Origin of the sequence: Nostoc sp. ChiQUE02 (genome assembly GCF_034531305.2) — a bacterium.
GTDB lineage: Bacteria > Cyanobacteriota > Cyanobacteriia > Cyanobacteriales > Nostocaceae > Nostoc.
In genome coordinates this window covers 93569-120450 of record NZ_JAVRBN020000017.1, presented here as the reverse complement: position 1 = coordinate 120450, position 26882 = coordinate 93569, and the positions used below count along the sequence as shown (strand labels likewise).

25 protein-coding genes and 1 tRNA gene are annotated in these 26882 nt (G+C 42.4%); 9 read left to right on the top strand and 17 right to left on the bottom strand.

Going from position 1 to position 26882, the window contains the following annotated elements; all coding sequences use genetic code 11:
- Positions 1-39 precede the first annotated feature (39 nt).
- From RM347_RS18980 to RM347_RS18965, 4 genes are read right to left on the bottom strand one after another with little or no spacing between them, the layout of a single operon-like run.
- Positions 40-1191: an amino acid ABC transporter permease gene (locus RM347_RS18980; protein WP_322717837.1), complete on the bottom strand. Its 1152-nt coding sequence runs from the start codon at positions 1189-1191 to the stop codon at positions 40-42.
- Between the two features lie 24 nt (positions 1192-1215).
- Positions 1216-1554, bottom strand: a complete 339-nt coding sequence (locus RM347_RS18975) for a hypothetical protein (protein ID WP_428850577.1) — start codon at positions 1552-1554, stop codon at positions 1216-1218.
- A gap of 35 nt (positions 1555-1589) precedes the next feature.
- On the bottom strand, positions 1590-2516 hold the full coding sequence (locus RM347_RS18970) for an amino acid ABC transporter permease (RefSeq protein ID WP_322717835.1): 927 nt from the start codon (positions 2514-2516) through the stop codon (positions 1590-1592).
- Positions 2517-2568: 52 nt separating this feature from the next.
- The gene (locus tag RM347_RS18965) at positions 2569-3648 is read right to left on the bottom strand and encodes an amino acid ABC transporter substrate-binding protein (RefSeq protein ID WP_322717834.1); all 1080 of its coding nucleotides are present in this window, start codon (positions 3646-3648) and stop codon (positions 2569-2571) included.
- Positions 3649-4061: 413 nt separating this feature from the next.
- Here RM347_RS18965 and RM347_RS18960 point away from each other — a divergent pair, with 413 nt between their 5' ends.
- The 3 genes from RM347_RS18960 (at position 4062) to RM347_RS18950 (ending at position 5573) form a co-directional block, all read left to right on the top strand.
- Complete coding sequence (locus tag RM347_RS18960; protein ID WP_322717833.1) at positions 4062-4226, top strand: hypothetical protein; 165 nt, start codon at positions 4062-4064, stop codon at positions 4224-4226.
- A 67-nt stretch (positions 4227-4293) separates the two neighbouring features.
- Positions 4294-4851: a hypothetical protein gene (locus RM347_RS18955; protein ID WP_322717832.1), complete on the top strand. Its 558-nt coding sequence runs from the start codon at positions 4294-4296 to the stop codon at positions 4849-4851.
- Between the two features lie 77 nt (positions 4852-4928).
- Positions 4929-5573, top strand: coding sequence for a DUF3318 domain-containing protein (locus tag RM347_RS18950; RefSeq protein ID WP_012410672.1), 645 nt, complete (start codon positions 4929-4931; stop codon positions 5571-5573).
- A 208-nt stretch (positions 5574-5781) separates the two neighbouring features.
- On the opposite strand, the gene RM347_RS18945 is transcribed toward RM347_RS18950, so the two are convergent.
- The gene (locus tag RM347_RS18945; protein ID WP_322717831.1) at positions 5782-6579 is read right to left on the bottom strand and encodes a 7-carboxy-7-deazaguanine synthase QueE; all 798 of its coding nucleotides are present in this window, start codon (positions 6577-6579) and stop codon (positions 5782-5784) included.
- A gap of 198 nt (positions 6580-6777) precedes the next feature.
- On the opposite strand from RM347_RS18945, the gene RM347_RS18940 reads away from it, so the two are divergent.
- Positions 6778-7827, top strand: coding sequence for an anti-sigma factor antagonist (locus tag RM347_RS18940; protein WP_322717830.1), 1050 nt, complete (start codon positions 6778-6780; stop codon positions 7825-7827).
- A 291-nt stretch (positions 7828-8118) separates the two neighbouring features.
- Here the strand turns inward: RM347_RS18940 and RM347_RS18935 are convergent, their stop codons facing one another.
- The 6 genes from RM347_RS18935 to RM347_RS18910 form a co-directional block, all read right to left on the bottom strand.
- Entirely contained in the window at positions 8119-9576 is a 1458-nt protein-coding gene (locus tag RM347_RS18935) for a slr1306 family protein (RefSeq protein WP_322717829.1), read from the bottom strand.
- A 104-nt stretch (positions 9577-9680) separates the two neighbouring features.
- Positions 9681-9757: transfer RNA gene (locus RM347_RS18930), tRNA-Met, on the bottom strand.
- 46 nt (positions 9758-9803) lie between these two features.
- Entirely contained in the window at positions 9804-10757 is a 954-nt protein-coding gene (locus RM347_RS18925) for an asparaginase (RefSeq protein WP_322717863.1), read from the bottom strand.
- A 95-nt stretch (positions 10758-10852) separates the two neighbouring features.
- Positions 10853-11353 (bottom strand): CGLD27 family protein, encoded by a 501-nt coding sequence (locus tag RM347_RS18920; protein ID WP_322717828.1) that lies wholly within the window; start codon positions 11351-11353, stop codon positions 10853-10855.
- Positions 11350-11808: a ribosome silencing factor gene (gene rsfS / locus RM347_RS18915; RefSeq protein WP_322717827.1), complete on the bottom strand. Its 459-nt coding sequence runs from the start codon at positions 11806-11808 to the stop codon at positions 11350-11352. Before rsfS ends, RM347_RS18920 begins: the two co-directional genes overlap by 4 nt.
- Before the next feature lie 783 nt (positions 11809-12591).
- Complete coding sequence (locus RM347_RS18910; protein WP_322717826.1) at positions 12592-13863, bottom strand: glycosyltransferase family 4 protein; 1272 nt, start codon at positions 13861-13863, stop codon at positions 12592-12594.
- A 373-nt stretch (positions 13864-14236) separates the two neighbouring features.
- Here RM347_RS18910 and RM347_RS18905 point away from each other — a divergent pair, with 373 nt between their 5' ends.
- The 5 genes from RM347_RS18905 (at position 14237) to RM347_RS18885 (ending at position 20430) form a co-directional block, all read left to right on the top strand.
- The gene (locus RM347_RS18905) at positions 14237-15436 is read left to right on the top strand and encodes a DNA cytosine methyltransferase (protein WP_322717862.1); all 1200 of its coding nucleotides are present in this window, start codon (positions 14237-14239) and stop codon (positions 15434-15436) included.
- Between the two features lie 146 nt (positions 15437-15582).
- Positions 15583-16263 carry a deoxyribose-phosphate aldolase gene (gene deoC / locus RM347_RS18900; protein ID WP_322717825.1) on the top strand — a complete coding sequence of 227 codons (681 nt, stop codon included), beginning with the start codon at positions 15583-15585 and terminating at the stop codon, positions 16261-16263.
- Positions 16264-16383: 120 nt separating this feature from the next.
- The gene (gene recO, locus RM347_RS18895) at positions 16384-17289 is read left to right on the top strand and encodes a DNA repair protein RecO (protein WP_322717824.1); all 906 of its coding nucleotides are present in this window, start codon (positions 16384-16386) and stop codon (positions 17287-17289) included.
- The gene (locus RM347_RS18890; RefSeq protein WP_322717861.1) at positions 17276-18928 is read left to right on the top strand and encodes an MFS transporter; all 1653 of its coding nucleotides are present in this window, start codon (positions 17276-17278) and stop codon (positions 18926-18928) included. The genes recO and RM347_RS18890 overlap by 14 nt, the downstream gene beginning before the upstream one ends.
- A 353-nt stretch (positions 18929-19281) precedes the next feature.
- Complete coding sequence (locus RM347_RS18885) at positions 19282-20430, top strand: glycosyltransferase family 4 protein (RefSeq protein WP_322717823.1); 1149 nt, start codon at positions 19282-19284, stop codon at positions 20428-20430.
- Positions 20431-20608: 178 nt separating this feature from the next.
- Here the strand turns inward: RM347_RS18885 and RM347_RS18880 are convergent, their stop codons facing one another.
- From RM347_RS18880 to RM347_RS18855, 6 genes are all read right to left on the bottom strand, one after another.
- A complete protein-coding gene (locus tag RM347_RS18880) occupies positions 20609-21409 on the bottom strand; it encodes a peptidase (protein ID WP_322717822.1) in 801 nt (266 codons plus the stop codon).
- Positions 21410-21419: 10 nt separating this feature from the next.
- Positions 21420-21653, bottom strand: a complete 234-nt coding sequence (secG, locus tag RM347_RS18875) for a preprotein translocase subunit SecG (RefSeq protein ID WP_322717821.1) — start codon at positions 21651-21653, stop codon at positions 21420-21422.
- A gap of 134 nt (positions 21654-21787) precedes the next feature.
- Positions 21788-23386, bottom strand: coding sequence for a 2,3-bisphosphoglycerate-independent phosphoglycerate mutase (gene gpmI / locus RM347_RS18870; protein ID WP_322717820.1), 1599 nt, complete (start codon positions 23384-23386; stop codon positions 21788-21790).
- Positions 23387-23608: 222 nt separating this feature from the next.
- A complete protein-coding gene (locus RM347_RS18865) occupies positions 23609-25303 on the bottom strand; it encodes an ABC-F family ATP-binding cassette domain-containing protein (RefSeq protein WP_322717819.1) in 1695 nt (564 codons plus the stop codon).
- Positions 25304-25458: 155 nt separating this feature from the next.
- A complete protein-coding gene (locus RM347_RS18860; protein WP_322717818.1) occupies positions 25459-26277 on the bottom strand; it encodes an Rpn family recombination-promoting nuclease/putative transposase in 819 nt (272 codons plus the stop codon).
- 34 nt (positions 26278-26311) lie between these two features.
- Positions 26312-26809: a hypothetical protein gene (locus RM347_RS18855; RefSeq protein ID WP_322717817.1), complete on the bottom strand. Its 498-nt coding sequence runs from the start codon at positions 26807-26809 to the stop codon at positions 26312-26314.
- Positions 26810-26882: the final 73 nt, after the last annotated feature.

Sequence of the window (26882 nt, the reverse complement as noted above, 5' to 3'; positions counted from 1 at the left end):
AATATAGATGCGATTAATCGCGTCTCTCCAAACTCCTAACTAATTATTCAACTGTCTCTCTAACCGCCGAGAAGCCAATGACATTGAGTAACAAAATAGCCCGTAAATCAATCCAATAAATAAATATACTTCTGCATAGCGACCGAGAAACTGTGGTTGTGCCAATATGGAACGGGCAATACCTGTGAGTTCCACTAATCCAACCAAAGATAAGAGCGAAGTGTCTTTAAATAAGCCGATAAACTGACCAACGATCGCAGGAATAACGTTACGTAAGGCTTGAGGTAGGACAATTAATATCACTACCAAAGGTGTATTTAGTCCTAGTGCTTTCGCTGCTTCAATTTGTCCGCGAGAAATTGATTGAAGTCCACCGCGCACGTTTTCTGCCATATAAGCAGCGCTAAATAGTACTAGTCCAGCAATTGCTCGTAGTACTCGATCTAAACGCACATCTGCTGATAGAAATAAGGGAAGCATTACCTGAGCAAGGAACAAAATTCCAATCAGTGGTACTCCTCTAACAATTTCAATGTACAGGATAGAAAACCAACGTACTACAGGCAAATTGCTTGTACGCCCTAAAGCAAGTAAAACCCCAATGGGAAAGGAAAGTACAATACTAACTGCTGCCATTAATAGGGTAAGTAGCAAACCGTTCCACAAATTTGTAGATACAGGCTGCAATCCAATGCCACCGCCAATTAGCCATAAAATTATCGGGAAAGACAATAACCATAATAGGGAAAGCCAAGGGGTTAGTACCTTAGTAAACTTTCCTCCAACCCAAAAACCTACAAATAGCAAAACTGCAATTAACAATAACCAGAGGCGAGATGTAAAGTCCAGTGGTAAAACAACTAACAAAATGCCGACAATGAAAGTAAACAAAGCAATTCCCCGCTTTGTTAACTGTTGCTTGCTAAAGAATACACCCCCAGTTATAGCGCCTAAAGTCGAAGCGATCGCCAGCACAATCCAAATTCGCCAATATAGCGTTTGGGGAAACAGACCAACTAAAAATAAACGTAAATTAACCTGAATTACCGCCCATTGTGCTTGAGTAGTTGCCCAAGTTAGAACTCCTCGTACTACCCAAAATATGAACACCAGACAGACAACAGTTAACAAGCTGTTGTACCAAGTACTAAACAGGTTTTTACGCAGCCAAGTTAATTTGTCATTTGTCATTGGTCATTTGTCATTTGTCATTGGTCATTGGTCATTTGTCATTTGTAAAGACTTATACTTCAACCTCAGAAACCCAACTTCTGAGTTCAAAGGTGCAACTTCCGAGTTCAAAGGTGCAACTTCCGAGTTCAAAGGTGCAACTTCCGAGTTCAAAGGTGCAACTTCCGAGTTCAGAGGCTCAACTTCCGAGTTCAAAGGCTCAACTTCCGAGTTCAGAGGCTCAACTTCCGAGTTCAAAGGTGCAACTTCCGAGTTCAAAGGTGCAACTTCCGAGTTCAAAGGCTCAACTTCCGAGTTCAGAGGCTCAACTTCCGAGTTCAAAGGCTCAACTTCCGAGTTCAAAGGCTCAAATCTTAACTTCAACTGCTTCCCTATCCCCCTCATCTCCCCGATCCCCCTCATCTCTCTTTAATTTGAACGGTGCGATTGAACAAATTCATAACTACAGAGATAACCAAACTCAGAGTGAGATAGGTGAGCATAATCAGTAATATCACTTCTACGGCTTTCCCCGTTTGGTTAAAAGTGGTGGAGGCGACAAAATAAATATCAGGGTAGCCGATCGCGATCGCTAAACTGGTATTTTTCGTCAAATTAAGATACTGACTCGTCAACGGTGGAATTATTACCCGCAAAGCTTGGGGAAAAATCACCAGCCGCATCACCAACCCTGGTTTTAATCCAAGCGATCGCGCTGCTTCCCACTGTCCTTTAGCTACTGATTGAATCCCACCTCGGACAATTTCAGCGATAAACGCACCCGTGTAAAAAGTTAATCCCAACAGCAAAGTCGAAAACTCTGGGGATAAGGTAAACCAAGGAAGTTCTAAGCCATTTTGACTAAGCCCAATAAAGCCCCAAAGGGATAGTTTATTTTCTGTTTTAGGAAAAGTGAGGAAAACGGCAAAGTACCAAAACAGCAATTGCAGCAGTAAGGGAGTATTGCGGAAAATCTCCACATAAACCATAGTGATATTCCGCACTAGCCAGTTATCAGAAAGTCGGGCAACCCCAGCACTTACCCCCACAATTGTCGTGAGAAAAATTCCTGCAATCGCCACCCGCAAGGAGTTAATTAATCCTATCCACAAGGCATAACTGTAAGTGTCAGTTGGTTTGTAGGTAATCAGCGTCTCGCCAATCTCAAAAGAAGCTTGTTGCTTGAGAAAATCAAAACCAAACTGAATACCCAATTGCCGCAAATTGCGGTTGAGATTGCCCCACAGCATTACTACCACAACTGCTGCTAAAAATACGGCAAGTAATTGCAAAGCAATACGCCAAAAACGGGCATCACGCCATATAGACGGTTTTAAATTAGTCATTTATTATTTCTCCCCCTGCCTCCCCTGCCTCCCCTGCTCCCCCTGCCCTCCCCTAGCGGAACGGCGGAGAATAAAGCAGTCCGCCCTTGCTCCAGAGTTGATTTTGACCACGAGCTAAATTAAGTTTTGTCTTGGGGCCGAGGTTGCGATCGTAAATCTCAGCGTAGTTGCCGACGTGCTTAATTATTCTGGCTGCAAAGTCGTTAGTTAAGCCGAGTCCTTCACCAAGGTTGCCTTCTGTACCCAAAAAGCGCTTAATATCTGGATCGGTACTAGTAGCAAACTGACCCACATTCTGGGAAGTAATGCCCAACTCTTCAGCTTTTACCAGAGAATAAACTACCCACTTAACAGCATCACCCCACTTAGCATCCCCTTTGGCAACTGCTGGTGCAAGGGGTTCTGAAGAAATCACTTCATCGAGAATCAGATTATCTTCTGGTTTGGGTAGAATTGTGCCGCGAGAAACCAATGCTGAACGGTCAGCTGTAATGCCGTCGCAACGTCCTTCGGCGTAGGTAGCAAAGGTAACGTTAACGTCTTCAAAAACAACAGGTTTGAAAGTGATGCCCCGTTTTCGCATTTGGTCTGATAAGTTCTGTTCGGTAGTAGTCCCAGTTTGAACGCAGATAGCTTTATTTTTAAGGTCTGCTAGGGACTTAATGCCGCTACTTTTGCGAACCATTATGGCTTGTCCGTCGTAAAAGACTACAGGTGCAAATTCCAGACCAACTGAGGTATCGCGACTAAGTGTCCAGGTAGTATTGCGGCTGAGAACGTCTACTTCGCCAGTTTGCAAAGCTGTAAACCGCTCTTTGGAATTGAGATTGCGAAATTCTACTGCATCTGGCTTATCAAATAAAGCTGCGGCGATCGCGCGACAAATATCCACATCAATGCCGCTGTATTTACCATCAGTTCCCACAAAGCTAAACCCTGGTACATTGCCACTAACACCGCAAGTTAGCTGACCACGGCTTTTAATACTATCCCAACGATTTCGAGTTGCTGGTGCTGCTGAAGTATTCCCTGGAGTGCCGGATGTACTTGCTGTTTGTCCTGAATCTCCACCACAAGCAGCGATCGTAAAGACTAGAGGTGCGATCGCTAGAATTAAAGCTGATTTACGCATAAACTTCATTGATATCGACAATAAAAAATGTATTGTTCACTACAATCATTCCATAAAAACAATTTGTTGCTTGTAATATAAAACTCTACCAGCCTTCGTGCTCTATTTATTCGCTTTTAAAAGCGGTAGTTTAAGTTTTTATTATTTTTTTAAAGTCCCAGATGTAAATGTAAATCTCTCAGACTGGCTTGAGCTTCAGAGTTTTGCTTAATATGCTGCCACCTACCATAATTGATATAGCAATACATTTATTAAACCTGGAAGATAATCTTAAAATTCCAGGAAATTAATTCTATATAGTTCGCTGAATAACATTTATAAAAATGCATTCAACGCTTTTTTAAGAATGAGCAAGATAACCCCAGAAAATATTATTTATAGCCCAGCATTAAAATATGTTTCTCCTATCTTAAATGCCCAATGCCCCATACAACTCTTGGAGAGGCTGCGCCAACAACAACGGTTTCATCGAGCGACTTGTACTGAGCGTAGTCGAAGTAAGTCGAGATGCTCAGTACAAGTGCTCCATGCCCCAATTACATACTTTGATGCGATCGGAAGTAGCCACACCAACCTAAAGAACTACCCCTAGCAGGTTAAACTAGGTCTGGTAAGAACTGCTCCACCGTTCCTTAAGAGGCTTTTATGGGAGCTAACCTCAAACAGATTGCCAACTATTTAGACAACCTTGGTTGGGACTATCGTTTTGATGATGAAGAAGACCGGATAATAACAGGTGTAGAAGCTGATAACCTAGAAGATTTTCTGATAGTTGTCCAGTTGGATGAAGAGGGAAAATTTTTTCGGGTATTTGCCCCCCAAGTTCTGGCAGGAATTCAAGAGCACCCTCACAAGGGAGTTATCCTACAGACGATGCTTGCCATTTCTTGGGAAACCAAAATGCTGCAATGGGAGTATGACCCATCTGATGGTGAAATTCGTGCCATTATTGAGTTTCCTCTAGAAGACTCGATTCTCACAGAAAAGCAATTTCACCGTTGTCTGAGTGGGTTAATTCAGATTGTAGATGGTATAGCGATACCTCGCCTAAAAGAAGTCATGGCAACAGGTCTTGATCCGGGGAATATAGAACTTGGGGAAAGACTGTTACTCAGTATCCAAGAAGAATCCCCAGGATTGCTAGATTTGCTGGAAAAGGCAATGGAAGCGCGAAAAAAGCGAGGAAGTTTTCCCAGCGAGTGAGACGGATCATCACTTAAATAGCTATACTCCAAAGTGATACCCTCACTATATACTGAAATTTTCTGGGGCTGGATATTATGACATCCTATGCAACCTCCTCTGCCAAAGCGGAAATGAGTGAACTACGGCGGTTGAAAGGCTTACTACCGCCAGAATTACAGAGCTGGGTCACGGTTGAAGGCACAACTGAGGTCAATCCACCCCTGGTTCGCTGCGAAGAAATTGGTAAAGACCAGGTAGAAATTCAAATTGACTTGGTGAAATGGGATGCCCTCGCAATGGATCAGCGTAATCTGCTGTTCTGGCATGAAGTTGCTCGCGTTCAAAATGACACAATTCCTAAAGATGGTTGGGAAATGGCAGCACTAGCCATCGGTTTAGGTGGTGCTGTAGGCGAATTGTGGGTACAAGATGGATTGCTGCTGGTGTTAGCTTTGTCGCTGTGTGGCGTTTCAGGCTGGCGACTGTACCAAAAGAATAATGGGGAAAAGCAACTAAAAGAATTGCTGAATGCTGATGAGAAAGCGATCGCTTTGGCAACTCGTTTTGGTTATAGCCTCCCCAATGCCTATAAGAGTCTCGGTAGTGCCTTAAAAACCCTGATTGACAATACTCCTAGTAAGCGCCAACGGTCGAGATACGAAGCAAGACTCTCTGCCCTCAAGCGCAGTGCCAATAAAGCAAAAGCTAAATCCAAAACTCCAGATGAAGGTGGGTTGTAATTAGTTAGGAGAGACGCGATTAATCGCGTCTCTACAGGAGTTAGGAGTTATGAGTGAAATTCAAACTTCAAACTCCTGACTCTACCTTCGATTGGAATGCCTACTGAGGAGCTACTACCTTGGTGATTAGCGGCAGCAATGCCCATTTCATAAAATCTTACTTTTTTCTTGACTACATCTTTATCAAACTCAAATTTTACAGAAGCTTTTACAGCTGGTTCAGCATTTTATGCGTCTGAGGGATCACACGCACGTGCTTAACAAACCCCTTCATCAAAGCCTGCCATGTCAAAACTTGATCGGGCGTAGGCGCAAGCATCAGTATTGGAGAGAATTGTTCAGATACTGCTAAAGGCGTAACAGGTTGTAAAAATACTGGGATATCTGGACTAACCTCTGCCACCAACGAAGCGGAACGTTCTAACTCGTCTGGATCTGTGTTTTGAGACACAATTATCTTGACAAAAACATTTAAATATGAGTCATGACATAACTGGAGAAATTTAGCATGTTCTTGCCAACGACTTTCGCCGCTAACACTGGGCAATTTGAAATCCATACCCACAGAATCTAAGTAGGGGAGAATCATCGCTAGTTGTTCTGGGCGATGTCCGCCAGTTTCTAAGTATATAGGTAGACCAGTTATGGCTCGCACTTGGGGGAGAAACTGCGTTAGAAATGGGGCATGAAGAAGTGGTTCACCCCCAGTTAAGCTAATGCTATCGTGTAGACAAGGTAAATTTTGCTGTTCCACCCATTCGATTAATATGGGTAATGGAACAGGGTTAGAGTAGATTTCAAAGTCGCGCAATCCAGGCGATCGCTCTATCCGACAAGTAGCAGGTGCATTCCAAGTATGGGCGCTATCACAAAAATGACAGCGCAAATCACACAGAGCAAAACGAATAAATATCTGACGTGTCCCTACATTCAGTCCTTCCCCTTGAATGGCAGAAAAGACCTCAATTAGGCGTGCGGTAGGTGTAACCGTAGTTTTAGCAATCATTTGATGAGAGCAACGCGATCGCGCTGCGTCGGCACAACAGCAAGGATGTTTTTTGGCTTCTTGTTCTATTGTGAATCGTCGCTAGCGATCTCCAATCTCAGCCCCGGTAAATAGCAATTAGTCCTGATTACTACTGATTCCGATATTAGGTTAGGTAATTTTGTAGGACAAAATAATGTTTGGCAGATTACATTATACATGGCAACGAAAGTGCAGAGCTTCATGACTAGCCAACCGACAGAGGTCGATTTTCCAGTTAATTCCTTAAACGACACGGCTATAGTGCAGGTGCCCACGCGGTTGAGCGTGTTGGAGGCTTTAGGCTTTAAGCAAACCTGCCAAGGCTTAATCCAGCCCAATTCACATCCCAAGCAAATCATCATTGACTTTCACCAAACTACTTTTATGGATAGTAGTGGTTTAGGTGCCCTGGTAAGTAACTTTAAATACGCTCAAGCAAAAGGGATTACATTAACACTGCGGAATGTAACACCTCAGGTAATGGCAGTCCTAAAACTCACGGGATTGGATCAGATTTTTCCTCTAGAACTTGTAGACGATGGGTCACTAATAGAACAACAAGACTTACTAGATTATCGGAAGACAACTTCCCGTAAAGTAGAACAGTTACCCACTACTCATCCTTCAGTGGCATCTTGGATGAAACGGTTATTAGACATTGTTGGGTCAGTGATCGGTTTATTAATTACAGGAGTTTTATTTATTCCGATTGCGATCGCTATTCAAATTAATGATCCTGGCCCCATATTCTTTAGTCAAACCCGCTGTGGTTGGATGGGTAAACGGTTTAAGATTTGGAAATTCCGCTCTATGTGTGTGGATGCGGAAGCGAAGAAATCCCAAGTTAAAAACCAAGTGCAAGGTGCCTTTTTCAAGAATGAGAATGACCCCAGAATTACCAAAGTAGGGCGCTTTTTACGGCGAACTAGCCTTGATGAATTACCTCAATTTTGGAACGTCTTCAAAGGAGAGATGAGTTTAGTAGGCACTCGACCACCTACACCCGATGAAGTAGAACGCTACGAAGTACCAGAGTGGCAACGTTTAGATGTTAAACCCGGTATGACTGGCGAATGGCAAGTAAATGGACGCTCTACAGTCCGTAGTTTTGAAGATGTAATTCGCCTGGATTTGCAGTATCAAAAAAATTGGAGTTTGGTGTACGATTTAAAGCTAATTTTCAAAACTATAGCTATTCTGTTTAATAGAAACAGTGGTGCTGTTTAGCTAATTACCCTTATTCACAATTTTTTGCTAACTCTCAACTCTCACGATAATTCTTAAATGCACCCAAGTCTAAAATAGGCTTGGGTAAATTTTAGGTTTACCTACAGCATCACGCAAGTGTCAGCCAATTTTGAATTTTATATTTTAGATTGACCACACGGATGAATCATCTTTCTTGAAACAAAGATGTTTATGTATTTTTTATCCACTATTAAAATTGGCGGATGAAACCAATTTTAATAGTGGATTGAATGATCCAAAATTTAAAATTTGGCAATCCTCTGAGTGAAATTATCCCACAGCCTTCTGGGTACTTATTAATTCAACCTGCTGTACTTCTGGCAACAAACGCTTCACACCTTGCTTAACAAATCCCTGCAAAAAACCAATCTGCTGATTTTGCTGAAATACTTTTTGCAATGTTTGCCGCAAATTCTCCAAGTTCAAACCAGTCCCAGAATCTATGGCTATTTCCTGGTGTTGGAAATACTCAATTAGACTTAACCCTGCTACCCTGGTTAGATAAGCTGCACTTACTCCCTGCACTACGCCACCAGCAACAAAGGTAACGGCATTACTTTTGAGAACAGTACTAATAGCCTTTGTAGAAAGTTCAACTAAACCTAGTTTCAGCATCAAACTTCCCATTGTTCCAGCTACAGTTTGTGCTTGTTCTAAGGAAAATTTTTGCTGATAGATATTACCCAAATCCATTACCATTTGAGCATTAATTGCCGCAGTCGCCAGGATGTCAAGGGCTGGTACTGGGTTAGCAAAGGCAGCAGCGGCAGCTATCCATTGATATTGTTCAATAATTGGGGTGGCGCGATCGCGTCTGGTTCCATTCAGCCAGTTTTTCGCCTCAGCTTTCAACAATCCGGCTTTTCTCATGGTAGTTAGCCAAACTAGCCGTTGTCCCTGCTGTACCAAAATTTCACCCAACTGCTGTGTCAACTGCTGGATATTTGGTGCTGGTTGTTCCATCCACTCTTGTACAAAACCATCAGCTTCATGCTTTCGGACTTTGATGGGAATAGGAGAGGGCGCAGTTGCAACTACATTTCCCTGCATTCGCTGTTTTAATGACAGCAAGATGCTGGCGCTTTCATCAGCCAAATACTGGTCTTGTTTGTTGAAAACCAGGATTGTGGGATGATTTGCTGCTTTTAGCTGCTGTAAGGTTTGAAATTCTGAGTCTGTCAAATCAGCGTTTGTCAGAAACAGAACAAAATCAGATTTTGCTACTTCTGCCAAAACAGCTGCATCTGAATTGTCACCCACTTCTCTAAACAAAGGTGCTGTCTCTTCTAAAGACACAAAATTTTGTGTCTCGACATTTTGCTTTAGCACTTGAATTAAAGTGCTTTTACCAACGGATTTCCCGCCAGTCACAGCCACTTTAATTTTTTGCCTGTCTAATTCCAACAACAATTGGGCAGCTTGTTCTCGTAGTGTCTGTAACGCCGGATGGTTTTCTGATTCTTGTGCCAGTTGGTTAATTACAGTTTCAGCTTTAGCGATCGCACTTTCCACAGTTGCCCGATCAACCAACATATCCTCTAGCTGCTCTAAACTGTCTTTTGGGCGATTTTGTCGGAATAACCACAAACCCCCACCAAGCGCTAAAGCACTAAACAAACCAAACTCACCCACCTGCACTATAGAATCGTGCCAACTTTGTAACATCCACAGAGAAAAGGACAGTCCCAATCCTCCCACTAAAATTGGTCGCTGCAACTTCACAACCATGATTATCCGCGCCTTTTAGATGGCTATTTCTTCCAGAATAGATCAAAATAAAACAAAACCCTGCAATCTTTACTGATTGTAGGGTTTTTGTTTTATCTTTCATTTGGTGGCGGGAAGTGGATTTGAACCACTGACCTTCGGGTTATGAGCCCGACGAGCTACCAGGCTGCTCTATCCCGCGTCGCTCTTAACTTTTATAGCATAACCTATAGTCAAGAGTTTGGCAACTACAAAAATGATAATTCTCCAATTACTTCTAAACGCTTGTATTTTCCCAAGGTGACAAACTTTTCTGAGAGGCTTTCGGCGGCGCTGGGACTAATCCAACCCATTTGTTGGAGTAAGTGAATAGCAACGGCATGTTTTGCCCGTTTTGCTCCATCCATGACTTTGATTGCCAATCCCATGCCCTCACCGAGTCTACCAATGCACTGCACTCCTTCGGCACCAGCTTTGCTGACCAGTTCTCCTGGAGTTAAGCGCATCAGTTCTGTATCAAATTCTCCATCTCCTGCTACCATAGCGGGGTGATGAGTCATAGCACGGACAATGCGCTCCATATCCAAGTTGGTACTAGAGGCTAGGAGCGCATACAAAGACGCCATGTGACCGAGTTGCATCAGATAAGTTGGTGCGCCACAGTCATCATGAGCGCTGATAAATTCCGCCGCTGGCATTCGTAGCAATTCTGCTACTTTGCCCAAAATCAACTGCTGTATTGGGTGCTTGCGATCCAAGTAGTTATTCAAGGGCCAATGGCGTTGCTGACAAACAGCTAACATCCCTGCATGTTTTCCAGAGCAATTGTATTCCAGAGGACTCCGCTTACCTTCAGGAATTGGACACTGGAGTATAGTCGGGTCAAGATCCGCCCGCCAAAGGATGTTAAATACCTGTCGAACTTGATCTATTCTTCCTTTGTGGGAACTCGTGATAATTGCTAAGTCGCGATCGCTGAGGTCATACCGTTCCAGTGTACCTGTGGTGGTGACTGCGAGTGCCTGAAATGGTTTGAGGGCTGAACGGATAAATGCAGCAGTTTCAGAATTGCCGGCAACGGTTAGAACCCGTCCTCGTTCGTCGCAGACAACAGCTTGAACTATATGCCTGGATTCAATAATACCTTCCCGCAGCAACCGGACTTCCAGTGCTGTGGCTTGAGTTCGTTTTCCCATTGTCATGGGTTTATATTTATCACCTTTTTTAATTAATTTAGTCATTGGTCATTAGTCATTAGTCCTTAGCTAATGACTAATGACCAATGACCAATGACTCTTTAAAACAAATGCCAAACTATAGTACCAATAACGTACATTCCCGCCAAGCCAGCAAAGGTAAATTGTAACCGCCGCAAAATAGGTTTGATTTCGTATGAAACAATTAAGCGATCGCGGTTGAGGACTTCCTGTGGCTTTATCCAAGTTTGACCGTCATACCAGCCAGACTCTTCATAAAATACTGTGGGACTGCAAAGGCGATCGCACACGTAGAACCAGCCTAAGTACAACCTTGTTAGTACCAGTACTACTCCGATACTCGCTCCTGCTGCACCACAGAGGATAAAATGTGTAATATACTTATGAGGGGGAAAACTTGCCGCAGCTACAGGCCCTGCTACCAGCCAAGAGAAACCCCAAATCCAAACAATTTTCGTGATATACTCGCGCCAATCTAAAGTGCTATCACGAAATAGCCAGGAAGTTTTTAACTCTTCATATTCATTGAGCGGTTGTTGGTCTGTAGGAACTGGGCAATTTGAAACCGAAGACCTAATCATGTTGGTTTACCCTCACCCTCATCAGATTCTGGAACGGAAATACGCTCTGCATGAATCCAGAACGCTTCTAAATTATAAAACTCCCGTTCTTTGGGCATCATGATGTGAACGATCACATCACCGTAGTCTTGTAGTACCCAACTCCCCTCGACTTTTCCTTCTGTCCTTATGGGACGTCGTTGCAACTCAGTTTCGACTTTTCCTTCAATTGCTTGAGCGATCGCCCTTACTTGTACCCGAGAATAGCCAGTCATCATCACAAAGTAATCAGCCAGGTAAGAGACCTCTGCTACTTTGAGCAATAAAATCTCACCCGCTTTGCGGTCTGATCCAGCTTCTGCGATCGTTGCAGCTAATTTTCCGCTCGCCTCTTCGCTATGAGCGTGGCTTTTTACCACACTCTTCGTCAGTGGGACAGATTGTAATGGGAAATTTCCTTGGAAATAATCAGTCATTAAACCTCAGGTGCTTTCTTCCTTTTGAAACAATTGTTTACATTTACTTACAAACAACAAACAATTGATCTGACAAATGTGTCAATAGGTTTTTTTGAATACTAACAAAAAAACAGGTGTCTATGGGGCTAGTTTGATAATTGGCTATTTAGATTTGGACATCTGCAACTGCTGATTGCTGATGGTTATTGTGCAGCGATAAATCAACCAATAGCTTTCCAGCAACAATTTCCAACGAAAATAATCGCAGATTCATCAAACAGCATAATATTTAATGTAAAGCTAGTAATTCGCAGGTAAGGCCACATCCAATACGGTTCGGTTAAAGGAGAAGGGGTAAAGGGGAAAGGTTTTGAATATATCCTTTCCCCTTTACCCCTTTCGCCAGACCACACTCGATTGTGAAAAATGCTTATCCGAACCGTATTGAGTCCACATCTAGGCTTTAGACTGTTTGCTAAAAACTAAGATACAACATAGCAGACTCATGACTGGTCTAATAAAAGTTTGATTTAAACACGCGTATAGTATGTATTTAAACTACTAAGTAAGCAGTGCTGTATGGGTAAAAAATTGGTGTACCCACAGATTGAATGAAGTGAAGCTGTGGGATTTTTGATTCAACAATGCAACTGAAAACCTGCTGTCTATTGCTGTATGTTTCCTAATAAATTAGCCACCCTCAAAATCTCCTGCTACCTAGATTTGAGGGCATAATTGCAATTTATATATCTGCAATTTTACTGCAAATGCAGGTATTTAATATCACTTGGCTACCAGAGATTAAACTTCTTGTTTTGTAACTCTTGTGGACTGAATTGCTCCACGATCTGCCGTCAATGAGTAACATAAGGACTCATACTGATTTAAAGCTTGCTCAAAAGCATAGTGTTCAACCGCATATTGGCGACTTTTATAACCCAAAGTTTTGACTTTTTCGGGATTTTGGTACAAATCTAAAATTGCCATCGCTAAAGCTTGGGGATCTTCTGGAGGAACGATAACTCCGCCGCCACTTTGTCTGATAGCTCTTGCTGCCGTACCATTATTGGGGACAGAGGCAACTAAGGCCCCTCCACTGGCAAGTAGCACTTGAATTTTTGACGGCATATTGAAGGATACAACATTTTTCTTTTGCACTACCAAGCCTACATCGGCAGCTGCCAACATTTGTGGTAAATCTTTGCGGGGTTGAAATGGCAGTAGCAAAACATTATCTGCACCGCAGTCTAGACATTCCTGTTGCAATCGCTGTAAACCTTTTGCCTCTCCAACGATGACAAAAACAATATCTGGGATATGGCGTAACACAGAAGCAGCTTTGACGACGCTTTCTAAACCTTGGGTTAGGGCAATGTTACCGGAATAAAGTACTACAAATTTGCCATTTAGATTATGTGCTGCGCGGAAAGGGTTATTTTCTTTAGGCAAAGGGCGGATAAAATTTACATCAACCCAGTTGGGAATTTGCACAATTTTGTCAGCTTCTACGCCTTTAGATCGCAAATTGTCCACAAACCCATCGGCGATAACGCTAATTTTACTGGCAGTGCGGTAGGCAAATTTTTCTAATAATGTAAACAACTGGATGAGTAATTTATTTTTCAGTAGACCGACATGGACGGCTGCTTCTGGTAATATATCTTGTAAATTTAAGATCACAGGACAAGCACGTAACCATCCTAAAAGAGCAACTGGTACACAGCTTGGTAAAGATGGTGATGTTGAAAGAATCACATCTGGACGCCAACCGATGAGGGCGGGTACAAAACTAGTGACAACGAAACTAGCATCTAGTAACACCCGATCCAATAGGTTGGGTTGGGGACGAATCCAAACGTAACTACGTTGAATTTGAACGCCGTTTTTGTATTCGTTGAGATACCACTTGCCCCGATATTCCTGGTAAATTTGACGCTCAGGGTAGTTGGGCATAGCAGTGACTACGCGCACTTCATGCCCACGTTTAACTAGTCCCTCTGCTAATTCAGTCATCAGTGGGGCAATACCAATTGGCTCTGGATAGTAGTTGTAGGAGTAAATTAAAATCCGCATAAAAAATTAGTCCGAAGTACCCCGGTTTTTTATTTAATGACAAATATTTGTCTGAAACATCATTTGGAGTTTGTAAACTCCTATATTTAATTGTGACTTCAGACTCTTTTTCTGTCAGGGATTTTCCTTAAAGATTGAGTAAACTTTGATATTAATTACTTAGAGTAACTGTGAATTTTTTGTACTATTTAAGCAGTCTTCAAATTGTTCATTTTTGATTGGTACGTACGTAGTAACCCTAGGTATATTAGGTTTTGCTAACCCCTGAGACCAAATTGGGATAGTTAGTATTATTTTTCTCTAGAATGAAGTAAGTAACCAATTTTACTAATATCTAATATTAATAAGATTGTTTTATAATATGAGTCATAAAATGAGCGATAGCCCTTGTATTTTCTCTTTTTTTGCTGGCTCAGGTTTCCTAGATTTAGGTTTTGAAACCAGCGGTTTTAATATTGTTTATGTTAATGAAATCTTCCCCCCGTTCATCGCCGCTTATCGCCATTCACGGGAAGTTATGAAAATGCGATCGCCTGAATATGGATATCATCACGGTGAAGCAGCAGACGTAACAAAACTTATTGCCGGAAAAGAAGCACAACGTCTTCAAGAATTAGTCAAAGACTGCCGCAAATCTCATAATATAATTGGTTTTATCGGCGGGCCTCCCTGCCCTGATTTTTCTATTGGTGGGAAAAATAGAGGACATTTAGGAGATAATGGCAAGCTTTCCGCTTCATACATTGAATTAATTTGTCGAAATATTCCCGATTTCTTTTTATTTGAGAACGTTAAGGGATTATGGAAGACGAAAAAACACCGTTTATTTTTTGAATCGCTCAAGTACCAATTACAGGAAGCAGGCTATATATTAACAGAGCGGTTAATTAATGCTATCGAATATGGTGTACCCCAGGATAGAGAAAGAATTATTCTAATTGGTTTTAAAAAGAATTTACTTCAGGAAAGGAAAATAGAATTTGATAACAAACTACTACCTGAAGAGACTTTTCCTTGGAATAATTACATTTTATATCCTCAAGAAAAAGTTTTTGCTTACCCCTGGTGTAAGTGTGAACCATTCAGAGAAAATTCTCTAAAACCTTGTCCTAATAGCATACCTGAAGAACTGACAGTTGAATACTGGTTTAGAAAAAATAGCGTTCTGAAGCATCCAAATACTGAACACTATTTTCAACCAAGGGCAGGTATCACAAAATTTGCTGCTGTTCATGAAGGAGATAATTCCAGGAAGTCTTTCAAACGTCTGCATAGATGGCGTTACTCTCCAACAGCTTGCTATGGAAATAATGAAGTACATTTACATCCTTACAAAGTTCGGCGGATTTCTGTAGCCGAGGCTTTAGCTATCCAATCTTTGCCTGCAAATTTTGTACTTCCAGAGAATATGTCACTCACAAATATGTTTAAAACTATTGGTAATGGCGTTCCATATTTGGCATCGAAGGCGTTAGCTGAAACTATTATTAACCTCTTAGGAACTGGTGTGAAAAACACTGTTGATATTGCTAAAACTACTACCACTTTACGTCAACTTAAATACTTACAGTAATTCTGGGATATCTGTAAAGCCAAAATTTAAGACAAATCAGCAGCTTGTTTTCAGGATAAACTCGTAATAAATGTGGTTTAATATATATATAAGAAATGTTTTAATTTTTTATAAAGTTTAATAATCAATAACTGGCAGAAGACACGATGGCAGCAGACTATCCAGACATTGATATTGCGCCATTTATCGATCACTCTCTGTTAACCCCAACGGCTACTCCAGAGCAGGTTGAGCAGTGGTGTGAAGAAGCATATAGATTCAACTTTGCGGCGGTTTGTCTATTCCCCACTCATGTTAAGCAAGCAGTAGAACTCCTCCACGGTAAAAACCCCAAAGTCTGTACAGTTATAGGCTTTCCTTCTGGTGCAACGACTTCAGCAGTGAAACTGTATGAAGCTCAAGAAGCTGCGGATAGTGGAGCTACTGAGTTGGATGTGGTCATGAACTTGGGCTGGTTAAAAGCTGGCAAAACTGAAGAAGTCCACCGGGAGATTGCCGAAATTTGTGAAGAGACTGGGCAAACAGTCAAGGTAATTTTGGAAACTAACCTGTTGACAGATGCGGAGAAAAAAATAGCTGCTGAAATAGCTATGGAGGCGGGAGCAGCATTCTTAAAAACTAGTACAGGTTGGAATGGTGGTGCAACAGTGGCAGATGTGAGACTTTTGAAGGAATTTGGAAAAGAAAGGGTGGGAATTAAAGCTTCAGGTGGTATCCGTACTATCAATCAAGCTCTAGACTTAATCGTAGCGGGTGCTACTAGATTAGGCACATCTCGCGGTATGGATTTGATCCGCCAGCGCGATAACCTGGGAAAGGGTGAATAGTCATTTGTTTATCGTCCTACCCTGCGGAAAGCCGCGGGCGCGTCTGTCATTTGTCTTTTGTCCTAACCTAATGACCAATGACCAATGACTAATGACCAATGACTAATGACTTAAGAACTAATGAGTAGAACCTACAAAGCAATCGGTATTAATCTTAAAACCCAGGCGCTGGGAGAATCAGATAAAATAGTAACGATTTTAACACGGGAATTCGGTCTGATTCGAGCAGTAGCTCCAGGGGCACGCAAGCACAACTCCAGCTTGGGCGGTAGGAGTGGTATGTTCGTTGTGAATGAATTATTGATTGCCAAAGGGCGATCGCTTGATAAAATCACTCAAGCACAGACGTTAAAAACTTATCCTGGTTTAGCCAAAGATTTGGGAAAACTGGCTGCCAGTCAATATTTAGCAGAAATCGTTCTGTGTGAAGCTTTGAGCGAACAACCCCAAGAAGAACTTTATGATTTGTTCAATGAACATCTCTATCGGTTAGAGGCGGTGTCTAGTGCAAATCCATCAGGTGTTTTGGCTCATCTAGCTCATGGTGTGTTTCACCTTTTAGCCTTAGCAGGACTGACGCCACAAGTGCAAATTTGTTGCCTATCTCAGCGCCCCATCAAGCCAGACTTTACAGACCCCAACTGGCAGGTAGGATTTAGTATCCCTGCGGGTGGAACGGTTTCCTTAGAAGCTAGGGAACGTTTACGCAGAGAAGGGCAGAGGGAGATGAAGAGAGACCAATCCCCCATCCCCCATTCCCCATCCCCCATGCTTAATGCCCAAACAGTTGTTGTGCATCGGCAAGAAATACCTGTGATTTCTAGTCGCTTATGTGCCATGGGACTGACTTTGCTTCAACATCTGTCACAACCAGAGATAATGCAAATTGATGGTGCTAGAGATCATGACTGGTTATCTGTTGAGCAGATTTTGCGCCAGTATGCTCAGTATCAATTAGGTCGCCCTATTCGCTCTGCTACCCTGATCGACTCTTATTTTGCTGCCAACCATGATGCAACCGTCTGATTTGGATAAAAAAATCCTGCCTTTGTCACCAAGCCTCGCCAAAAAACACAATAGGGTATCAGATCCTACAGTCAGGAATTACTTGAGTGCCGTTCCCAAGTGTACACCTAGTCAAATAAATGGCCAAGAAATGTCGCCAAAAGACGTTTCCAAAAACGATCAAAGTTGGACAGCCCAGATCCCAAAAACTGATGTTCCAAGTCAATCAGAAACAAAATCTGAGGACAAATTAACCACTGCCCAAGGAGATAGCAACGGCAATTGCAATGGGCAGAGTTTGCCAGTAGCTACTATCCCAGAAAAAGAACCACCAACATTAGATGGATCTGGTTCTGGTGGAGAAGCTGTTTCAGGAAATATCAAACAACAGGGATTTTTACCTGTATTAAAAAACCCTAATTTCCTGGCTCTTTGGGGCGGTCAAGTTTTTTCTCAACTAGCAGATAAAGTTTATTTGGTGTTGATGATTGCTTTGATTAATACTCAGTTTCAGGCTGGTAATCAGAGTATTAGTGGTTGGGTGTCAGCCTTGATGATGGCTTTTACTATTCCAGCCGTATTGTTTGGTTCTGTTGCTGGGGTATTTGTTGATCGCTGGTCGAAAAAGGCTGTGCTGGTGGCAACGAATATTTGGCGCGGCATCCTGGTTTTGTCAATTCCCTTCCTGCTGTGGTTAACTCATGACTGGAAACCTATAGGAGTGCTACCAGTGGGTTTTTTGATAATTCTGGGTGTGACTTTTTTAGTTTCCACGCTGACGCAGTTTTTTGCACCGGCAGAACAGGCGGCAATTCCCTTAATGGTAGAAGAACAGGATTTACTCTCGGCAAATTCGCTTTATACGACAACGATGATGGCATCGGTAATTGTTGGGTTTGCTGTCGGGGAACCATTGTTAGCGATCGCCGATGGACTTTGGTTGCAAATTGGTGGTAGTGGTGGTTTGGGCAAAGAATTTTTAGTAGGTGGTAGTTATGCGATCGCTGGAATAATTTTGTTTCTTCTGGCAACTAATGAAAAACACCACCACCCCGATACAGAATTCCCTCACGTATTCTCTGACTTGCGGGATGGTTTTGCCTACCTCAAAGCAAATCATCGCGTCCGCAATGCTTTGCTTCAGCTGATTATCTTGTTTTCTGTCTTTGCAGCATTAACTGTTCTAGCCGTTCGCATGGCAGAAATCATTCCCAACATGAAAGCCTCCCAGTTCGGCTTTTTACTAGCAGCTGGCGGTGTTGGCATTGCTGCTGGAGCAACAATTCTCGGTCAATTTGGTCAACGCTTCTCCTATACCCAACTAAGTCTGTGCGGTTGTATGGGTATGGCAGCATCCCTGATTGGTCTATCAATATTTACAACCCAACTGTGGCTAGTTCTATTACTGGTGGCGCTATTAGGTATCTTTGGGGCGCTAGTGGGTATTCCTATGCAAACAGCGATCCAAACAGAAACACCTCCAGAAATGCGTGGTAAAGTCTTTGGTTTACAAAACAATGTAATTAACATTGCCCTCTCCTTACCTTTGGCATTAGCAGGTGTAGCAGAAACCTTTGTGGGATTACAGGCAGTTTTTTTGGGATTAGCTGCGATCGTCTTTTCAGGAGGTATATTAACCTGGTATAACTCACATAAGTAGTTATCAGCTAACAGGAGTTATTATTCATTACCTTGAAGTAATTACTAATTTCCTTAAAGCTTTTATGTTCATGGTAAACTGTGGTCAGTGAAAATTTATCACATACTTGCGGGATATCAATCTGACATTAGTCAGAATAAGTTGTTTAAGTATCAGAAATTAACAACTTATTAATAGAATAAATAAAGCCATAAATCCACTGGTTTAATCAGCTTAAAATCGGCTTTTTAAACTATAACGTGGTGGGAATCTGTAATAAATAAAAAACCAGCAAGTATAGGTAGATAAAATAAAAATCACAAAGGACACACAAGTAATAGATCAAACCCGCTTTTCTTACAGTTAAATAAAGAATGCGTATAGCCTGGATTGGAAAAAAATCACCCTTTTGTGGCAATGTCACCTACAGTCGAGAAATTACAAATGCCTTGCTAGATAGGGGACATCAAGTTAGCTTTCTTCACTTCGCCCAGGAAGAGTCTGAACCTGACAATTGGCCAAATCTTCGAGAGGTTTCCCTCCCTTTCATTTACAAGTCTCAGGTTTATACAATTCCCACTTTTAAAGCGACCAAACTTTTAACAGATTCGCTGCGGGAAATCAAGCCAGATATAGTCCATGCTTCCTTGACCCTATCTCCTCTAGACTTTGTTCTACCGGAAATTTGTGAGGAACTGAGGTTGCCCCTAATTGCGACTTTTCACACACCGTTTGCTGGCAAAGGGGCAAAGCTGATATCGGGAACACAACTTTTGGCTTATCAGCTCTACGCACCTTTTTTAGTTAACTACGATCGCGTGATTGTATTTTCCCAAATTCAGCGAGAATTATTGGCACGGATGGGTGTGCGGGAAGAAAATATTGCCGTAATTCCCAACGGTGTTGATACCGCCAAGTATTCTCCAGGATTTTCTCAAGTCAAAGCAGAATTTAAAGCCGAACGCTTGTTTGTCTATCAGGGCCGAATAGCACCAGAGAAAAATGTCGAAGCCCTGCTACGGGCTTGGAAGCAATCGGCAATGGGGCCTGGTAGTAAGTTGCTAATTGTTGGCGACGGCCCTTTGAAGTCTTCCTTAGAGCCATTTTATGGTTCAGAATATGGCATTATCTGGTTGGGATTTGTCGCTGATGAAGACCGACGCATCGAAATTTTGCGGGGTGCAGATGTATTTGTTTTGCCTTCATTGGTAGAAGGTTTGTCCCTATCTCTGTTAGAAGGAATGGCATGTGGATTGGCTTGTTTAGCAACAGACGTGGGTGCAGATGGAGAAGTATTGGAAAAGGGCGCAGGTGTAGTTATTAGTACCAAAACAGCGCGATCGCAATTAAGAACTCTTTTGCCAGTTTTCCAAGACCATCCAGAGTTAACAACTCTATTGGGGCAAAAAGCCAGACAGCGTGTATTAGACCGCTATACCCTTAGTAAAAATATTACTCTGCTCGAAGAACTTTATAAAGAAGTTTTAGCACAGCGACCTCTACCGCTAAGTCGTAGAGCGTAGGGAAACGGAAGAAGTGCGATGCCTACGGCGGGCTGCGCCTATATATTTTTATGCCCATCACTGTTGCTTAGACGCATGAAGTTCGACTTTTTGCAGATAATCCAAAAAAAGTGATAGGATTTTTCACACACATCAAAAGTGTCGAAGTAATCATATTGATCAATTAATCTTTTTTGAATTATCCACCTAAAGACCATCCTAAACTGGTTGGCTGTTCATAAACCCGCTTTAGAGTATTTACATCTCTGGCAGAAATAGGCGACGGGTTACGAACTTGGGAAAAGTATAGGGCATCAGTTTGTAGCGGACTATGACCCCAAATTCCCAGTGCATGGCCAAATTCATGGCGGCTAGCTGCAATCAGATACTCACCTGTTTGACTGGGGCTTAATAAGATGGTGAAGCGGTGGGATAAAATTTTGTTGCTGGTATATAACTCGTAAGTAGTTTGTGCCGATCGCGCACGGGATATATTACTACCAGGGGAAATTTGTAGAGGTGGTGCTTTTCGCACAATCGTAATATCAGCGATTTGTGGCTGTTCGACTATTGTTAAAGGTAAATAAGTACTCCACTCCTGTACACCCTGCAAGACATCCTTAACCCATATTTGAGCTTGTTTTTCACTGATGGCTCTTGGTGCTTCTACGTAAACTCGAATAGGAAATTGTGACCAGACTAAATAACCAACTTGGGTTGTTGTGACTTGGGAAAAGTAGTCACCACTGTTAGTACTATCTTGCCACTCTGCAAGTGTGGGCGGTAAGGGATGCGGTTTTGGGGAAGATGAGGTGCAAAGAGAAGTTATTAAGTCTGAATATACATATTTTGGTATTATTGTAAACCCATCAGTCGACTGGAGATTAGTAAAAATGATTAACAGCCCTGTGCCAATAAATAAGGCAAGAGCTGTAATTAATCGCCGTGAAATTAAATTTATTAGGGTGTTAAATATCAGGTGTTGGGTTCTTCTCCCCATTGAGCTATCCTTATTTAGGCAGCCAACCAGCACTTAAGACTACTGTTAAACCGAGAAAAATTACTGTCAATGCCCAAGTAATTCGGTTTAAAGTGTTTTCTGCACTTTTGGTGCTGCTAAATAGCTGGGCTTGTCCGCCAATGGCCCCAACGCCATCACCTTTAGGGCTATGCAGTAAAACTAAGATAATCAAACCAGTGGCGGAAAACGCCCAAATGCCTTGCACGATATTAGTAACTGTCATGGTAGCAATCTCATTTATAAAAAGTTTCAAAAAAGAGGAGTCAGCGTTAGGAGTTAGAGACGCGATTAATCGCGTCTGTACAGGAGTTAGGAAAGTTTTAATTCATCACTCTTCACTATTAACTCCTAACTTTTTTACAGCCCTACTTGCACAGGGGTGCGAGTGCGTTGCAGCTCATATTCTGCTGTTTTCAGCAGCGATCGCCCGGTCATTTCTGGTGGCTGAGGCAGCTGTAAAATCTCTAGAATTGTAGGGGCGATGTCGGATAGCTTGCCATCGCTTCGCAGTTCGACATTTGTACCATATCCAGGGATTTTGACTTTCTCTCCTTCCACCAAGATGAAGGGGACTGGGTTAGTGGTATGAGCCGTCCAGGGATTACCCCCATCATCTAGCATATACTCAGCGTTGCCATGATCGGCAGTAATAATTGTTGTACCACCGGCTTTGATAACGCTTTCTAACAAGCGTCCCAAACAGCGATCAACTGTTTCAATTGCTGTAATGGTAGCGTCGATTTGACCAGTATGCCCTACCATGTCTGGGTTGGCATAGTTAATCACAACTAGAGAATAGGTGCCCTTTTGGATCGCAGCGATCGCAACATCTGTAACTGCTGCTGCTGACATCGCTGGGGCATGATCGTAAGTCGCTACCATTGGGCTGCTTACCAGTTCCCGATCTTCACCAGCAAAAGGTTCCTCTAGACCCCCATTAAAGAAATAGGTGACGTGGGCGTACTTTTCTGTTTCGGCGGTGCGGAACTGATTCAGACTATGATTGGCTATCACTTCTCCCAGAATGTTACTGAGATTCTGAGGCTCAAAGGCTACAGCCACAGGTAAGTCTGAATCATACTGTGTAAAGGTGACAAAAGACAGGGGTGTGATTTGCTGTCTTTCAAAACCATTAAAAGTGGGACTGACCAAAGCTTGAGTCAGTTGTCTGGAGCGATCGGGGCGGAAGTTGAAAAATATCACCCCATCCCCTGGTTCTATTGCACCTGGTGCAATTCGGATGGGGTTGACAAATTCATCTTTTACCCCTTCGGCGTAAGATGCTTGCAAGATTTCCACAGCGTTGCGATTATCACCCACACCATCTTGAGTCATCACGTCGTAGGCGCGTTTGACCCGATCCCAGCGGTGATCGCGATCCATCGCGTAGTAGCGACCGCTGAGGGTGACTATGCGCCCAATTCCTGTGCGGTCAATATAATCTTGCAGCAGTGTGATTGCTTTTACACCGTCAGTTGGGGCGGTGTCACGACCATCGGTGATAGCGTGGATACAAACTTCTGGAATTCGCTGGTCTTTGGCTAAGTCAAGTAGTCCGAATAGATGGGTGATATGAGAATGTACCCCTCCCTCAGAACAAAGGCCTACTAGATGCAGCTTGCTATTCCGAGAGCGAACTTCCTGGCAAATTTTGACGAGTGCTGGGTTTAAGGCAATAGAACCGTCTTCGACCGCATCAGAGATGCGTACCAGTTCTTGCGGTACCACTCGTCCAGCACCAATGTTCAAATGACCAACTTCCGAGTTGCCCATTTGACCCTCTGGCAACCCTACGGCTTTTCCTGATGTGTGGATGAGGGTATGCGGGTAAGCTGCCCATAAACTGTCCACGATGGGAGTTTTAGCAGCAGTAATGGCGTTTCCTCGCGTTTCCTCGCAGTAGCCCCATCCGTCTAAAATGACTAGCACCACAGGAGCAACAGGTGCTTTGGTCATAGTAAAATTGCCCTTTACTTTTTGTAATACCCGAATGATACCACTGCTAATCCACGCCGCAAGTGAATTTTTGCTTATTAACTTCTTTTATGAAGGACTTGCAGTTTTTTGAAATATTTTTTAAATTTTAGTAATTTTCCTGTGATGTTTTTAAACGCTAATTAAGGAGTTATTACTTAGTAGTAGCCCGAAAACACTACTACTAAGTCGTTTTCTAGTTTTTCATTTCCTTTTTGTAGAAGCTTTAGCAGCTTTAGCAGCTTTTTTCGCTGCTTTTTCGGCTTCTATTGCAGCTAATTTTGCTTGTTCTTTTTCTTCGGCAATTTTCTGGAGATAGTAATGATAATCTCCTAAATAGACACGGAATTCGCCATCACGAATTTCTACGATCTTGTTTGCTACTTGAGAGATAAAGTAGCGGTCATGAGAGACTACAATTGCCGTACCATCATAGTTTTGGAGCGCTTCTTCCAGCATTTCTTTAGCTGGAATATCTAGGTGGTTTGTCGGCTCGTCTAAAATTAGTAAGTTCGCAGGACGTAAGAGCATTTTTGCCAATGCCAAACGAGCTTTTTCTCCTCCACTTAATGCTCCAACTGCCTTAAATACAGTATCACCAGTGAATAAGAAGCGTCCCAAAAGTGTGCGAACTTCTTGATTATCCCAGTCGGGAACTTCATCATGGATAGTTTCCATGACAGTTTTCTTCAAATCCAAGGCTTCAGCTTGATTTTGCTCAAAGTAGCCAGGAATAACATTATGATCCCCTAATTGAACGCTACCTTCTGTGGGTGGTTCCATACCCATAATTACACGTAGAAGGGTGGATTTCCCAGCACCATTGGGACCAAGAAAAGCAATGCGATCGCCTCTTTCAATTAGAAGATTTGCTGCCAAAAACAAGATTTTATCACCATAAAGATGAGTTAAATCTTTAATGTCCACTACCTCGCGTCCACTGCGGGGTGCAGGCGGAAAACGGAAATGTAGAGTTCTTACCCCAGCAATGGGTGCTTCAATGCGCTCGATTTTGTCGAGTTGCTTTTCCCGGCTTTTTGCCTGGGTACTGCGGGTAGCACTGGCGCGGAATCTATCAACAAAGGTTTGTTGTTTCTCTAATTCTTTCTGCTGGCGTTCGTAAGCACTCAGTTGTGCTGATTGACTTTCGGCTTTTTGTTCCAAATATGCCGAGTAGTTACCAAGGTAGGTACTGGAAACACCACGTTCAGTTTCCACAATTTGGGTGCAGAGGCGGTCAAGGAACTCCCGGTCATGGGAGACTATTACCATAGGCGTAATCAGCCCTCTGAGGTAATTTTCCAACCACTCAATGGTTTCTAAATCTAGGTGGTTAGTCGGTTCATCCAGCAGCAACAAGTCAGGTTTTTGCAGGAGAATTTTACCTAAGCTCATCCGCATTTGCCAACCACCACTGAAGGCACTGACGAGGCGATCGCCATCTTCTAGCCCAAACCCCATCTCTGGTAAAATTTTCCCGATGCGTGCATCTAAGTTGTAACCATCCAAGGCTTCAAATTTGCGCTGCAAGCGATCCAACTTGTCGATCAGTCGATCCAGTTCCTCTGGAGTAGCCGTTTCCATCTCTTGTGGTATGTGCGCCAGAGATAACTGTACTTCGTTGGCTTCTTTGAAGACAGTCCAAAATTCTTCTCTAACGGTGCGGGTGGGGTCTACTTCAAACTCTTGGTTGAGGTAGGCTATATGTAAGCTATTAGGACGGATAATTTCGCCTGCGGTGGGTTCAATTTCCCCAGAGATGATTTTGAGTTGGGTAGATTTTCCAGCACCGTTGACACCGACTAAGCCAATGCGATCGCCTGGTTTAACTTCCCAGTTGATATCTTTGAGAACTTCGCCTGTGGGATAAATTTTACTTATATGTTCTAGTCGCAGCATTAAGTTTCTCTCAGGTAGGGAGTGGGTGGTTGAGGACGAAGTACTAACACCGCCTCTAATATTAACAAAAATTAACTATAAATTCGTCGTGAGAAAGTCTGGAAGCCCCAAACCAAATTTGGCTTGAGCCACGGATAAAATTTACCACATCTATCTCAAGGCTGGCTTTGTGTTACTTGTCTAACTTCTTCGGCACTCAAATCTAACGCCTCTGCTACTTGTTCTACAGTCAACCCTGCTGCCAACATTGCTGGTACTGCTTTGAGTTTCCCTTTAATCTCACCTCTAACCTCACCTTGTTCAATACCTTGTTCAACACCTTCCTGAAAAGCTTCCTGATAAAATCTGGTTTGCTTTAACTCACTTAAGCCAAACATTTCTTCCATCTCCTCCCTACTCATTGCAGGAAATTTGTAAGCCAAAATAGTCTCTATAAATTGTAATAATTGTTGCTGTTTTGATGGTGAGATTATCTCTGACTTGGTTCTGACTATCAACTCCCTTGCTTGTGCGATCGCTATATCGTTAGTTGCAATTACTAATTTAGCAGTTGCAATGCCAATTGGAAGCGATGCACCTTCACCTAATTCATCCAAATAAATGCGCCTGACGCGCCCACTTGTGAAAAACTCACGGTAATGTTTGATATCTCCTGTATCTACATTCCTGTTTGGGTATAAAACCACAGCACCCCAGTCATTTAATGGTTGATTCTGACGGAGGTATAAACATATTTCTGCAATTAGCCGTGAATAAATTTCCCCATCAGTTTGAAATTGCACTTCAACAAAGTAAATCGGGTTCTCGCTTCCTTGTGTAGGTAGAAACACACCATCGATTCTGAAGGCTGTTTGTTTGATTTCAACTGATGAAAATTGATAAAGGCTAGCCTCTTCTGGAGAATTACCAATAATTTCAAAGAAGATATCAGGAAATTCTTGAAACAGCCGATAAAAGATGATGTCTGTTTTCACGATTTTATATTATTTGAATATTTTGATTTGCTGTTCATGTGTTATTTGATTCTTCAGAACCATCTCGCACTTTCAGCAATTGCTCTTTTGCAATCCCTAATATACGTGAAAGAGGCGCTAACAAACTATCATCAAATACTTCTCCAGCATAGATATTATTCAGTTCAGTGGGAGATAATTTAAAGGTATCGCAGAATTTAGCAAACTCCTGGTTACTCAAGTCAAGCTCTTTTTGCCTATCCTGAAGTAAAACTGCGATCGCTCTAGTTCCATGCTTGGGACGCTCACTAGTTTTTACATATTTTTCCATTAAATAATTGACTTTTCTGGTATCGCCGCCAAGTTTTTTAATTAAATCAGTACAAGCCATTTTGAGTGCTTTCTTTAAAACTTCTTCTTCATTTAAATTTTTAATAATTTCACTGGCATATTCTGGTTTAAAAAATCCCACCAAATTCCCTTGATGATAAACTGGTATATAAGGATTGTTCGTTTCAAGTTGCCAATCTAAAGGCTCATTGCGTAGCGACATAGCTGCACCCCTAAATATTTTAAGATTGCACCATTTTAAAACCATTTATTCCTTAACTGCCAGTAAAATACCC

What these genes read in the sequence shown, in the direction of transcription:
- RM347_RS18950 (WP_012410672.1), top strand. Translation starts at nt 4,929, where the DNA reads ATGACATCCTATGCAACCTCCTCTGCCAAAGCGGAAATGAGTGAACTA.
- RM347_RS18955 (WP_322717832.1), top strand. Translation starts at nt 4,294, where the DNA reads ATGGGAGCTAACCTCAAACAGATTGCCAACTATTTAGACAACCTTGGT.
- RM347_RS18945 (WP_322717831.1), bottom strand. Translation starts at nt 6,579, where the DNA reads ATGATTGCTAAAACTACGGTTACACCTACCGCACGCCTAATTGAGGTC.
- RM347_RS18885 (WP_322717823.1), top strand. Translation starts at nt 19,282, where the DNA reads ATGCGTATAGCCTGGATTGGAAAAAAATCACCCTTTTGTGGCAATGTC.
- RM347_RS18880 (WP_322717822.1), bottom strand. Translation starts at nt 21,409, where the DNA reads ATGGGGAGAAGAACCCAACACCTGATATTTAACACCCTAATAAATTTA.
- RM347_RS18935 (WP_322717829.1), bottom strand. Translation starts at nt 9,576, where the DNA reads ATGGTTGTGAAGTTGCAGCGACCAATTTTAGTGGGAGGATTGGGACTG.
- gpmI (WP_322717820.1), bottom strand. Translation starts at nt 23,386, where the DNA reads ATGACCAAAGCACCTGTTGCTCCTGTGGTGCTAGTCATTTTAGACGGA.
- RM347_RS18925 (WP_322717863.1), bottom strand. Translation starts at nt 10,757, where the DNA reads ATGACAATGGGAAAACGAACTCAAGCCACAGCACTGGAAGTCCGGTTG.
- recO (WP_322717824.1), top strand. Translation starts at nt 16,384, where the DNA reads ATGAGTAGAACCTACAAAGCAATCGGTATTAATCTTAAAACCCAGGCG.
- RM347_RS18965 (WP_322717834.1), bottom strand. Translation starts at nt 3,648, where the DNA reads ATGCGTAAATCAGCTTTAATTCTAGCGATCGCACCTCTAGTCTTTACG.
- RM347_RS18940 (WP_322717830.1), top strand. Translation starts at nt 6,778, where the DNA reads ATGGCAACGAAAGTGCAGAGCTTCATGACTAGCCAACCGACAGAGGTC.
- RM347_RS18910 (WP_322717826.1), bottom strand. Translation starts at nt 13,863, where the DNA reads ATGCGGATTTTAATTTACTCCTACAACTACTATCCAGAGCCAATTGGT.
- RM347_RS18865 (WP_322717819.1), bottom strand. Translation starts at nt 25,303, where the DNA reads ATGCTGCGACTAGAACATATAAGTAAAATTTATCCCACAGGCGAAGTT.
- RM347_RS18920 (WP_322717828.1), bottom strand. Translation starts at nt 11,353, where the DNA reads ATGATTAGGTCTTCGGTTTCAAATTGCCCAGTTCCTACAGACCAACAA.
- RM347_RS18855 (WP_322717817.1), bottom strand. Translation starts at nt 26,809, where the DNA reads ATGTCGCTACGCAATGAGCCTTTAGATTGGCAACTTGAAACGAACAAT.
- RM347_RS18890 (WP_322717861.1), top strand. Translation starts at nt 17,276, where the DNA reads ATGCAACCGTCTGATTTGGATAAAAAAATCCTGCCTTTGTCACCAAGC.
- RM347_RS18980 (WP_322717837.1), bottom strand. Translation starts at nt 1,191, where the DNA reads ATGACAAATGACAAATTAACTTGGCTGCGTAAAAACCTGTTTAGTACT.
- RM347_RS18970 (WP_322717835.1), bottom strand. Translation starts at nt 2,516, where the DNA reads ATGACTAATTTAAAACCGTCTATATGGCGTGATGCCCGTTTTTGGCGT.
- secG (WP_322717821.1), bottom strand. Translation starts at nt 21,653, where the DNA reads ATGACAGTTACTAATATCGTGCAAGGCATTTGGGCGTTTTCCGCCACT.
- RM347_RS18905 (WP_322717862.1), top strand. Translation starts at nt 14,237, where the DNA reads ATGAGCGATAGCCCTTGTATTTTCTCTTTTTTTGCTGGCTCAGGTTTC.
- rsfS (WP_322717827.1), bottom strand. Translation starts at nt 11,808, where the DNA reads ATGACTGATTATTTCCAAGGAAATTTCCCATTACAATCTGTCCCACTG.
- deoC (WP_322717825.1), top strand. Translation starts at nt 15,583, where the DNA reads ATGGCAGCAGACTATCCAGACATTGATATTGCGCCATTTATCGATCAC.
- RM347_RS18960 (WP_322717833.1), top strand. Translation starts at nt 4,062, where the DNA reads ATGCCCAATGCCCCATACAACTCTTGGAGAGGCTGCGCCAACAACAAC.